Raw genomic sequence first — 10,326 nt, 5'->3', positions numbered from 1 at the left:
CCGCTGTCTATTTCATGGCGTTTGGCGATCTCACCATAGCCTGCCTGACCGTCCAGGTAGCTCTGGATAACTGTCAGCCTGAACTGCTCCGAGTACCGATACATGAAAACACCCCAAAAGTTGGTGTCCAACTTTTGGGGTGCAGTTCACGATGCTCTGGCTTTTTTTGGTTCATCGCCGATCACGAATCCGGTTTGCAAATCCGTACATCGACGCAGAATATACGGATTATCATTGGCTTGAATGCATACAAACTATGTAGTTGTATGGATTGCGGTAGGCTCAGCCATCGAACTGGTTTGTCCGTCAGGCGCTGAGCCAGGCGGACTCACGATCGGAGGCTGGAACGGTTTGAGCGGACTGAGCCGACGTCTCAAATGACCTGAAATGTGTCGCGCGCCGGCCTTCGCGCGAGAAGCCCTGACAGCTTCTTGAGCGCAAGCGACAACTGCCCGCGTTCGGCGACCCCACCGAGTGAAATCCGGATGGCACCTGGCACGGACGTGCCGTCCGCAAAAGCGTCGGCGCCGGTCACGCGAAGATCTTCGGAACGCGCGGTCCGGGTGAAGTCTGCCGATGTCCAGTAGCTCGGCAGTGGATGCCAGATATGAATGCCCAAGGCAGGGTTGGCATCGAAGCCCGCCAGCCATTGTCTGGCGATTTGCTGCCGCGCGTCAGCCTCCGTCCGAATGCCGTCAAGGAGCGTCTTCGCGGCACCATCGAGGATCCACTGCGTGGCGAGCGCCGTCGCCAGCGGCGACGCCATCAGCGTGATGGCCCGGAGCGCAGTCAGCATCGCGTTCTGAACGGTCGGATCCTTCACGACCACATACGCGGTCCGCAGCCCCGGGCTCAGACACTTCGAGAGCGTCGAGACATAGGCGGTCTGCTGCGGCGCCAGGGTAGCGATAGGTGGGGGCGCATCAGGTGTGAGCAGCCAGTAGGGGTCGTCTTCGATAATCAGGATGCCCTGCCGCTCCGCGACACGGGCGATGTCTCGGCGTCGTGCCTCGGGCATCGTATGCGTCGTCGGGTTCTGTAGCGTTGGATTGAGGTAGACCAGCCGGACCCCTTCCGTCTGACATGCCGCTTCCAGGCTGTCTGGGCGCATGCCGTCGCCATCGACCGCAATCGTGACGATGCGCCTGCCGAGTTGCGATGCGGCGGCCCGGACCCCGGGATAAATCAAGGGCTCGGCGGCAATCGCGCCGCCTTGTTCCGTGCCAGCCATGATCAGGGCTGCCAACGCCGTCTGCGCACCGGGGCATGCCACGACGTCGTCCTCGGCGACCGAGCCCAGCATCGGCGCTAGCCAACGCGCGCCGGCAGACCGGTCGGTTGTCGTGCCGCCACCCAGGTGGTAGGTCATCAACAGTGCCGGATCCGCGCGCAGGGTGAGTTGCCCAATTCCCCGTCGCAGCATCTCGCCGACATCGATGCCGGGCGCCGGAGGTGGCACGTTCATGCTGAGATCCACGGCCTGGGACAACTCGTAAGCCGGTAGCGCAATGAACGTCCCTTGAGAGCCACGGGCGACGGTAAGACCGCGTCGGGCCGCCTCGTTCAGGCCACGGGTCACGGTCGTCAGGTCGACGCCGAACAGGGACGCGAGCTGTCGCTGCGAGGGCAGGCGGTCGCCCGGGGTAAGACTCCCGCCTTGCATCGCCGTCTCGATCAGGTCGGCGATCTGAAGGTATCGCGATCCGCTTCCTTCTCGAAGTGGCCGGGCCCAGTCGGGCCGGGCGGGTGCCTCGTTCGAGTGTTGATTCGGCATCGAAATCTCTTGTATGGGCGTTGTCTTACATTAGCATGCCTCGCGGTTCGGGTAAATCCATACAAAACCGGATAACCCGTTTTTCTTGCGAAGGTGGTTGTTATGCATGTGCGTGTGGCCGATACGCGGGGCGTCCGTCGGCGAAAGTCTCCCCGTTTCCTTTCTCCTGTTCTCTGGCGTTGGCTGACCCTCGCCGCGCTACCGCTAAGCCTGGCCGGTTGTTCGTGGGATCTGCTTGACCCCAGCGGGTCCATCGGCGTGCAAACGCGGGACCTGATCGTGCTGGCCACGGCGTTGATGCTGATGGTGGTGATCCCCGTGATCATCCTTACGCTGGTGTTTGCGTGGCGGTACCGCGAAGGCAATACCAAGGCCGAGTACGCGCCGCGCTGGTCGCATTCGACCCGCATTGAAGTGGTGGTGTGGGGGATTCCGTGCGTGATCGTGGCGCTGCTCGGCATCATCATCTGGGACACCACGCACAAGCTCGACCCGTTCCGCCCGATCGAATCGAAGGTGGCGCCGCTGGAAGTGGACGTGGTGGCGCTCGACTGGAAGTGGCTGTTCATCTATCCGCAATACGGCGTGGCGTCGCTGAACGAGCTACCCGTGCCAGTGGGGACGCCGATCAACTTCCGCATCACGGCCGAATCGACCATGAACGCGCTGTTCATCCCGCGCCTGGGCAGCATGGTCTACGCCATGGCCGGCATGCAGACGAAGCTGCATCTGATTGCCGACAAGCCTGGCGTGTTCGATGGCCGGTCCGCGGCGTATAGCGGCGCCGGTTTCTCGGACATGCATTTCCGCACCGTCGCCACGTCGCGGGCCGAGTTTGATGCGTGGATCGAGCGCGCCCGGGCATCGGGCCACATGCTTGACGAACAGACCTACCGCAAGCTGGAGCAACCCAGCAGCAAGGACCCCGTCACGCTCTACGCCAAGGTCGATCCGCGCCTGTTCCAGGGCGTGGTGGACCAGTACATGGCCAGCAATGGCGACATCTGCCGCGCGGACAGCCCGGTGACCATCAGCGCCATTGCCGGCGCCAACATGCCGCCGCTCCCGGCGCAGCAGCAGACCCTGGAGCGCTAATCATCATGCTTGGAAAACTCTCTCTCGACGCCATCCCCCTGCACGAGCCCATCATCATGGGCACGCTGGTGATGGTGCTGCTGGGCGGCGCCGCGCTGTTGGGCGCCATCACGTACTACAACAAATGGTCCTACCTCTGGAAAGAGTGGATCTGCTCCGTCGACCACAAGCGCATCGGCGTGATGTACATCATCCTGGCGCTGGTCATGCTGCTGCGCGGCTTTGCGGATGCCATCATGATGCGCACCCAGCAGGCCATCGCCGTGGGCGAGGCAACCGGCTACCTGCCTCCGCATCACTACGACCAGATCTTTACCGCGCATGGCGTGATCATGATCTTCTTCGTGGCGACGCCGTTCATCCTCGGCTTGATGAACGTGATCGTGCCGCTGCAACTCGGCGCGCGCGACGTGGCGTTCCCGTTCGTCAACTCGCTGAGTTTCTGGATGTCGGCGATGGGCGCGGTGCTGGTCATGATGTCGATGTTCGTCGGCGATTTCGCGGCCACTGGGTGGGTCGCTTATCCGCCCTTGAGCGGGCTCGGCTACAGCCCCACGGTGGGCGTCGACTACTACATCTGGTCACTGCAGATATCGGGGCTGGGCACCACGCTGACCGGCATCAACTTCATCGTCACGATCCTGCGCATGCGCGCACCGGGCCTGAACCTGATGAAGATGCCGGTGTTCACGTGGACCGCGCTGATCACCAACATCCTGATTGTCGCCATCTTCCCGGTGCTGACCGCCACGCTGGCGCTGCTGGCCGCCGACCGCTACCTGGACATGCACTTCTTTACCAGCGAGCTTGGCGGCAACGCGATGATGTACGTGAACCTGATCTGGATCTGGGGCCACCCCGAGGTCTACGTGCTGATCCTGCCGTGCTTTGGCGCGTTCTCGGAGATCATCGCCACGTTCTCGCGCAAGCCGCTGTTCGGCTACACGTCGATGGTGTACGCCACATCGTCGATCGGTGTCCTGTCGTTCTTCGTCTGGCTGCACCACTTCTTCACCATGGGTTCGGGCGCCAGCGTCAATGCCTTCTTCGGCATCATGACGTCGATCATCTCGATTCCGACCGGCGTGAAGCTGTTCAACTGGCTGTTCACGATGTACCGCGGACGCATCCGCTTCCATTCGTCGACGCTGTGGACGATTGGCTTCATGGTGACGTTTGCCGTGGGCGGCATGACCGGCGTGCTGCTGGCCGTGCCGGGCGCGGACTTCGTGCTGCACAACAGCCTGTTCCTGATTGCCCACTTCCACAACGTGATCATCGGCGGCGTGGTGTTTGGCTGCCTGGCGGCCATGACGTTCTGGTTCCCGAAAGTGTTCGGCTTCACGCTGAACGAGTTCTGGGGCAAGGTCGCGTTCTGGTGCTGGCTGATTGGCTTCTACCTGGCGTTCATGCCGCTGTACGCGCTGGGCCTGCAAGGCATGACGCGCCGCATGAACCACTATGAGAATCCCGATTGGCAGCCCTACCTGATCGTTGCCCTGGTGGGGGCGGTGGTCATCGGCTGCGGCATCCTGGCGATCCTGTGGCAGCTGTTCGTCAGCGTGCGCGACCGGAACAAGAACCGCGACCTGTCCGGCGATCCATGGGACGGCCGGAGCCTGGAGTGGGCTACTGCCTCGCCAGCGCCGTTCTACAACTTCGCGCACGTCCCGCACATCACGTCGCTGGAACAGCATTGGGATGACAAGGAAGCGGGCCGCGCCTACGTGGCGCCTGCCGCGTACGAAGACATCCACATGCCGCGCAACACGTCAGCGGGCTTCATCGTCTCGGTGTTCGGGCTGGTGCTCTGCTTTGGCCTGGTCTGGCACATCTGGTGGATGGCGGGCTTTGGCCTGGCCGCGATGATCTGCACGTTCATCGCCCGCGCCTATGACCGCGATGTGGACTACTACGTCCCGGCCGCCGAAGTGGAGCGCATCGAGCGCGCCCGCTTTGCGCAACTGAAGGGGGCCAACTGATCATGACGACGACCTTGAAACTGCGCGCAGACGCCGCGCAGGCACCGCACCACGAGACCCACGCCGCGCATGCGCACGATGACGATCACGCGCATCACGCCGAACAGGCGCAAGGCAGCCTAACGCTTGGCTTCTGGCTGTACCTGATGAGCGACTGCCTGATCTTCGCCTCGCTGTTCGCGACATTTGGCGTGCTCGTCAACGGCACGGCCGGCGGCCCGACCGGACGCGAACTGTTCGATCTGCGCTTCGTGCTCGGCGAAACGGTGCTGCTGCTGACCAGCAGCCTCACCTTCGGCGTGGCGATGCAGAAGGTACGGAACGGCAAGGGCAACCCCAACGAAGTCATCCGCTGGATGGTGCTGACGTTCGCGCTCGGTGCCGCCTTCGTCTGCATGGAGATCTTCGAGTTTCACGAACTGCTGCACGAGGGCGCAGGCCCGAACCGCAGCGCCTATCTGTCGGCGTTCTTCATGCTCGTGGGTACGCACGGCCTGCACGTCAGCGCCGGGCTGCTCTGGATCATCGTGATGGTCAACCAGGTGCAGGTGTTCGGTCTCGATGACATCGTGCGTCGTCGCCTGGCCTGCCTGAGCCTGTTCTGGCACTTCCTGGACCTGGTCTGGATCGGCGTTTTCACCATCGTCTACTTGCGGGAGTTCCTGTGATGGCCAACCGACGACATGCGCATGAGGATGACCATGGCAGCCTGCGCAGCCACCTGACCGGCTACGTGCTCTCGCTGGTGCTGACGTTCATCTCGTTCGGTGCGGTGATGGGCGAGCTGTTGCCGCCGCGCGCGGGGCTGCTGATGATCGTGACGCTGTGTATCGTCCAGTTGCTGGTGCAGCTGGTGTTCTTCCTGCACCTGGGCCCGCGCAAGGGCCAGCGGGGCAACACGGCCATCTTTGCGTGTACCGTGTTCCTGATCGCCATTGTCGTATCGGGGTCGTTGTGGGTCATGCACAACGCCAACCTGAACATGATGCCGATGCAGTCGGTGCCTGTTGGCAGCAGCCGATAGATTGCAGGCAATTGGCACGTCCATCGGTGATGGCTGATGGACGTGTCTTCAGATCATTCCCCTATCGGCGATTGCCGCGATGGTGTTGTTGCCACCGCCCCCACGCAGTACGCCGCAATCGCGTCCAGCACGCTTTCGGCCTCGCCCACCGCCGTGGCGCAGCCAATCCGCATCGCCGGAAATTGCGCCCGGCATTGGTCGATCAGCGCCGGCAGGTCGCGGCGGATGTGGCCGCCCTGGCCGAAGAACACCGGTACGACAGTGACTTCCGCCACGCCAACGCCGGCCAGTTCGGCCAGCGCCACGGGCAGCGACGGTTCCATCAGTTCGAGGAAGGCCAGCCGCACGGCGGTGTCCGGCAGCAGGGCAGACAGCTTGGCCTGCAGCCGGTCGAAGGGCTCGCGCCAGCGCGCGTCGCGCGCGCCGTGGGCGAAGAGGACCAGGCCGGTGGTGGCCACGGCCGTCAATGCCGGTCCACCCAGCGCAGGGCGCTCAGCGCCAGGGCCAGGTAGAGCGTGCCGGGGACGAGCGCCGAGACGATCGGCGGCCAGGTGTGCAGCAGGCCGACGTGCGAGAACAGTGTGTTCGACAAGTGGAACGACAGCCCCAGCATGATGCCGCCGAACACCTTCACGCCCACCGCGCCGGCGCGCGCGTGCAGGTACGCGAACGGCAGCGCCAGCGCCACCATCACGAACAGCGTCAGCGGATAGACCACCTTCTTCCAGAAGGCGATTTCATAGCGCTGCGTGTCCTGCTTGTTGTCGCGCAGGTGGCGGATGTAGCGGAACAGGTCGAGCGTGGACATCCGCTCCGGGGTGACCAGCAGCACCGACAGGATCTGCGGCGTCAGCTCCGAGTGCATCACCATGTTCGGGAACTTGGCCTGCTCGGCGCGGAAGTCCGGCGCCAGGGCGTCGCCCTTGGCGCCGTCGGGGTGGGGCAGCTCGATGAAACGGGTTTCGTTGACGTCATTGAGCTGCCACGCCTGACCGCCCTGGTAGCGGCCTTCCTTGGCCACGCGGATCACGCGCAGGCGGTATTGCTGGTCGAATTCGTAGATGGTGATGCCGTTGATGGTCTGGTCCGGCTTCAGCCCCTGCACATTGACGAAGCGGGTGACCTCGCCGCCGGCGCCCTCGGGCGTGGTGTCCTTGTCGCGATCCTTGACCCAGACCCCGGAGCGGAAGCCCGCCGACACCGTGGCGCCAATCGCCTCCAGTTTCACCTTCTGGGCGTATTGCTCAGCCGCGGGGCCGATGAATTCGCCGAAGATGAAGGTGACGACGGCCAGCGGCACGGCCAGCTTGAACAGCGAGAACAACGCCTGCCGCGTGTTCAGGCCGGCCACGCGGAAGATCGTGTATTCCGACTGGCTGGCCAGTTGCGAGAAGACGTAGATCGCGCTGATCAGCACCGCGATCGGCAGCACCTCGTACACCCGGGTGGGCGCTTCCAGCATGACGTGGAAGAACGCCACCAGCGAGGTGTAGCCGCCTTGCACGCTCTCCAGCTCATTGAGCAAGTCGAAGAAGACGAACAGCGACAGCACCGCGAACAGGATGAACGCGAACACGCCATAGATCAGGCGGCCGAAATACCGCTCGTAGACCTGGAGGATCCTCATGCCTGGCTCCCCTTGGGCGCCTTGCGGCGCATGCCGAACACGGCGCGCCAGCCGCCCAGGCTGCGGTTCTGCCGGTATCGGAACATGCCCACGGCGCCCAGGAAGGCCAGCACGTGGATCGGCCAGAGCGCCATCCAGAAGGAAAGCGTCCCGGAGCGCACCCAGGCCTGCGCCAGGTTGATCATGTTGCTGTAGGTCAGGTAGATCAGCACGGCGAAGACGAGCGGCGTATAGCGGCCCAGGCGCGGGTTCACGTACGCGAGCGGAATGGCGATCATCACGAAATTGAAGGCGAGGATCGGCAGCGAGACACGCCAGAGCAGTTCGCCCAGGTTCTCACGGGTGGGATTGCGGATCAGGTCGATCGTGTCGCGGGACTTGGGCGGGATGTCGCTCTCGCTCTCGGGTGGCTTGTTGTCCACCTTGACGGCATAGCGGTCGAATTCCAGGATGCGGTAGTCGAGCTGGCCCGGCGTGCCGGCGTAGCGCCGGCCGTGTTCCATCACCACCAGGCGGTCGCCGTTCGGCATGGTCTGGAACTGGCCCTGGTGGGACAACGCCACGCCGATCTTGCCCGCCTCGGCATTGGCCACGAAGACGTTGCGCGCGTACTTCATGTCCGCGTCGATGCCCTCGATGAACAGCACGTAATTGCCGTTGGCCGGCTCGATGAAGCGGCCCGAGGCGATCATCGACAGCACGCCGCGCTGCTGGAAGCGGTCGCGGAACAGGCTGCTCTGCTGGTTGGCCCACGGCCACGCGAACATGCCCAGCAGCAACGCCATGACGAAGAACGGCGCGGCGAACTGGAGCACCGGCTTGATCAGGTCGCGCAGGGAGATGCCGGCCGAGAACCACACCACCATCTCGGAGTCCTTGTACCAGCGGGTCAGGACGATCAGCGTGGAGATGAACAGCGTGGCCGACAGCAGGATCGACAAATAGCCGATGGTGGCCAGGCCGATCAGCATCAGCACGTCGTTGGGGCTGGCCTTGCCATTGGCGGCCATCCCCAGGATGCGGATCACGAGCGACGTGAGCATGAAAGTCAGCATCACCAGGAACACCGCGCCGGCGGTGTAGGCGAGCTCGCGTCGCAGGGCTTGTTGAAAGATCATGCGGAATCGCTTCCGGCTGCCGGCCGGAGCGGGCGATGTACCGGGGGCCGAGGGACTGGCAGGACCGCGGGCTGTCAGCGTGGCGGATCGGCGGCGGCAGATCGCGGATGAAAATCGCGGATAATGGGGCCTTTCTTTTCGACGAGCCCCTGAAGGAAGCGCGATGGAATTTAGCACAAAAGCCCTGGATTGGAGCAAAGCCGGCCAAAATGGTTTCCTGGCCACGAAGACCGACTGCCTGGTGGTTGGCCTGTTCGAGGGCCAGAGCCTGGCTGGTGTGGCCAAGGCACTGGATGTCGCCACCAAGGGGCTGGTGGCGCGTCTGGTGAAGCAGGGCGACTTCGAGGGCAAGCGCGGCACCCAGCTGATGCTGCACGAAGTGGCCGGGATTGGCGCCGCCCGCGTACTGCTGGTGGGCCTGGGCAAGGAAGCCGAGTTCTCGGACAAGGCTTTCGTGGAGGCCGTGCGCACCGCCGTGCGTGCGCTGTCCGGCACGCGGGCCGCATCCGCCCTCTGGTGCCTGGCCCAGCAGCCGCCGGCCCAGCGCGACGTGGCCTGGGCCGTGATCACCACCATCACCCTGGTGCGTGACGCCGGCTACCGCCTGCTGGAGCGCCATCCGGAACTCAAGCGCCCGCCCAAGGGCGTGGGCACGGACAAGTCGTCGCTGCGCAAGATCGTGCTGGCCGTGGATGCCGCCGACGCCAAGCAGGCCACCCAGGCCGTGGTGCGCGGTACCGCCATCGCCAACGGCATGGAGCTGACCCGCGACCTCGGCAACCTGCCGTCCAACATCTGCACCCCGACCTACCTGGCCAATACCGCCCGGGCCATGGCCAAGCGCCACAAGCTCAAGGCCGAGATCCTGGGCCGCAAGCAGATCGAGGCCCTGAACATGGGCGCCTTCCTGGCCGTGACCAAGGGCAGCGTCGAGCCGCCGCAGTTCATCGTGCTGCGCTACGACGGCGCCGCCGCCAAGCAGGCCCCGGTGGTGCTGGTGGGCAAGGGCATCACCTTCGATACCGGCGGCATCTCGCTGAAGCCGGGCGAGGGCATGGATGAGATGAAGTACGACATGTGCGGCGCCGCCTCGGTGCTCGGCACGATCCAGGCCGTAGCCGAAATGGGCCTGAAAATCAACGTCGTGGCCGTGGTCCCGACCTGCGAGAACATGCCCAGCGGCATCGCCACCAAGCCGGGCGACGTGGTGACGAGCATGTCCGGCCAGACGATCGAGATCCTGAACACGGACGCCGAAGGCCGCCTGATCCTGTGCGATGCGCTGACCTACGTGGAACGCTTCAAGCCCGCCGCCGTGGTGGACGTGGCCACGCTGACCGGCGCCTGCATCATCGCGCTCGGCCACGTGAACAGCGGCCTCTTCGCGCGCAACGACCTGCTGGCCGACCAGCTGCTGGACGCCGGCCGCAAGGCCATGGACACCGCCTGGCGCATGCCGCTGGACGATGACTACCAGGACCAGCTCAAGTCGAACTTCGCCGACATGGCCAATATCGGCGGCCGCCCGGCGGGCAGCGTCACGGCGGCCTGTTTCCTGGCGCGCTACACGGAAAAGTACGACTGGGCCCACCTGGACATCGCCGGCACGGCCTGGAAGAGCGGGGCGGCCAAGGGCGCCACCGGTCGTCCGGTACCGCTGCTGACGCAGTTCCTGATGGATCGCGCGTCGTAAATCGACGGAAAGG

10 protein-coding genes are annotated in these 10,326 nt (G+C 64.4%); 5 read left to right on the top strand and 5 right to left on the bottom strand.

From position 1 onward, the window contains the following. A partial coding sequence (locus AC1DEL_RS06750; protein WP_477109024.1) for a transposase occupies positions 1 to 104 on the bottom strand: 104 nt, incomplete at its 3' end. A gap of 269 nt (positions 105 to 373) precedes the next feature. Then, on the bottom strand, positions 374 to 1,774 hold the full coding sequence (locus AC1DEL_RS06745; protein ID WP_477125426.1) for an aminotransferase-like domain-containing protein: 1,401 nt from the start codon (positions 1,772 to 1,774) through the stop codon (positions 374 to 376). 102 nt (positions 1,775 to 1,876) lie between these two features. Here AC1DEL_RS06745 and cyoA point away from each other — a divergent pair, with 102 nt between their 5' ends. Genes cyoA through cyoD form a run of 4 tightly spaced genes read left to right on the top strand, consistent with a single transcriptional unit; the run spans position 1,877 to position 5,875 of the window. Further along, the gene (gene cyoA / locus AC1DEL_RS06740) at positions 1,877 to 2,869 is read left to right on the top strand and encodes a ubiquinol oxidase subunit II (protein ID WP_092290785.1); all 993 of its coding nucleotides are present in this window, start codon (positions 1,877 to 1,879) and stop codon (positions 2,867 to 2,869) included. Between the two features lie 5 nt (positions 2,870 to 2,874). Then, positions 2,875 to 4,851 (top strand): cytochrome o ubiquinol oxidase subunit I, encoded by a 1,977-nt coding sequence (gene cyoB, locus AC1DEL_RS06735; protein ID WP_092290783.1) that lies wholly within the window; start codon positions 2,875 to 2,877, stop codon positions 4,849 to 4,851. Between the two features lie 2 nt (positions 4,852 to 4,853). Then, positions 4,854 to 5,519 carry a cytochrome o ubiquinol oxidase subunit III gene (gene cyoC, locus AC1DEL_RS06730; protein ID WP_092290781.1) on the top strand — a complete coding sequence of 222 codons (666 nt, stop codon included), beginning with the start codon at positions 4,854 to 4,856 and terminating at the stop codon, positions 5,517 to 5,519. Further along, complete coding sequence (gene cyoD / locus AC1DEL_RS06725; RefSeq protein ID WP_477104818.1) at positions 5,519 to 5,875, top strand: cytochrome o ubiquinol oxidase subunit IV; 357 nt, start codon at positions 5,519 to 5,521, stop codon at positions 5,873 to 5,875. The genes cyoC and cyoD overlap by 1 nt, the downstream gene beginning before the upstream one ends. Positions 5,876 to 5,928: 53 nt before the next feature. Here the strand turns inward: cyoD and AC1DEL_RS06720 are convergent, their stop codons facing one another. Genes AC1DEL_RS06720 through lptF form a run of 3 tightly spaced genes read right to left on the bottom strand, consistent with a single transcriptional unit; the run spans position 5,929 to position 8,620 of the window. Then, on the bottom strand, positions 5,929 to 6,333 hold the full coding sequence (locus tag AC1DEL_RS06720) for a sirohydrochlorin chelatase (protein WP_369825672.1): 405 nt from the start codon (positions 6,331 to 6,333) through the stop codon (positions 5,929 to 5,931). Between the two features lie 5 nt (positions 6,334 to 6,338). Then, complete coding sequence (gene lptG / locus AC1DEL_RS06715; RefSeq protein ID WP_092290775.1) at positions 6,339 to 7,502, bottom strand: LPS export ABC transporter permease LptG; 1,164 nt, start codon at positions 7,500 to 7,502, stop codon at positions 6,339 to 6,341. Then, entirely contained in the window at positions 7,499 to 8,620 is a 1,122-nt protein-coding gene (lptF, locus tag AC1DEL_RS06710; protein ID WP_092290773.1) for an LPS export ABC transporter permease LptF, read from the bottom strand. The genes lptG and lptF overlap by 4 nt, the downstream gene beginning before the upstream one ends. A gap of 163 nt (positions 8,621 to 8,783) precedes the next feature. On the opposite strand from lptF, the gene AC1DEL_RS06705 reads away from it, so the two are divergent. Next, positions 8,784 to 10,313 (top strand): leucyl aminopeptidase, encoded by a 1,530-nt coding sequence (locus AC1DEL_RS06705; protein WP_092290771.1) that lies wholly within the window; start codon positions 8,784 to 8,786, stop codon positions 10,311 to 10,313. Positions 10,314 to 10,326 lie beyond the last annotated feature (13 nt).

Source organism: Cupriavidus sp. 10L43_2 (genome assembly GCF_056395265.1).
The sequence above is the reverse complement of the archived record's forward strand: the minus strand, read 5'-3'. Positions and strand labels throughout refer to the sequence as shown.

Bases quoted from the DNA above. Each gene is read 5' to 3' on its own strand.
- lptG (WP_092290775.1), bottom strand. From the start codon at position 7,502: ATGAGGATCCTCCAGGTCTACGAGCGGTATTTCGGCCGCCTGATCTAT.
- cyoC (WP_092290781.1), top strand. From the start codon at position 4,854: ATGACGACGACCTTGAAACTGCGCGCAGACGCCGCGCAGGCACCGCAC.
- AC1DEL_RS06745 (WP_477125426.1), bottom strand. From the start codon at position 1,774: ATGCCGAATCAACACTCGAACGAGGCACCCGCCCGGCCCGACTGGGCC.
- lptF (WP_092290773.1), bottom strand. From the start codon at position 8,620: ATGATCTTTCAACAAGCCCTGCGACGCGAGCTCGCCTACACCGCCGGC.
- cyoA (WP_092290785.1), top strand. From the start codon at position 1,877: ATGCATGTGCGTGTGGCCGATACGCGGGGCGTCCGTCGGCGAAAGTCT.
- AC1DEL_RS06705 (WP_092290771.1), top strand. From the start codon at position 8,784: ATGGAATTTAGCACAAAAGCCCTGGATTGGAGCAAAGCCGGCCAAAAT.
- cyoB (WP_092290783.1), top strand. From the start codon at position 2,875: ATGCTTGGAAAACTCTCTCTCGACGCCATCCCCCTGCACGAGCCCATC.
- cyoD (WP_477104818.1), top strand. From the start codon at position 5,519: ATGGCCAACCGACGACATGCGCATGAGGATGACCATGGCAGCCTGCGC.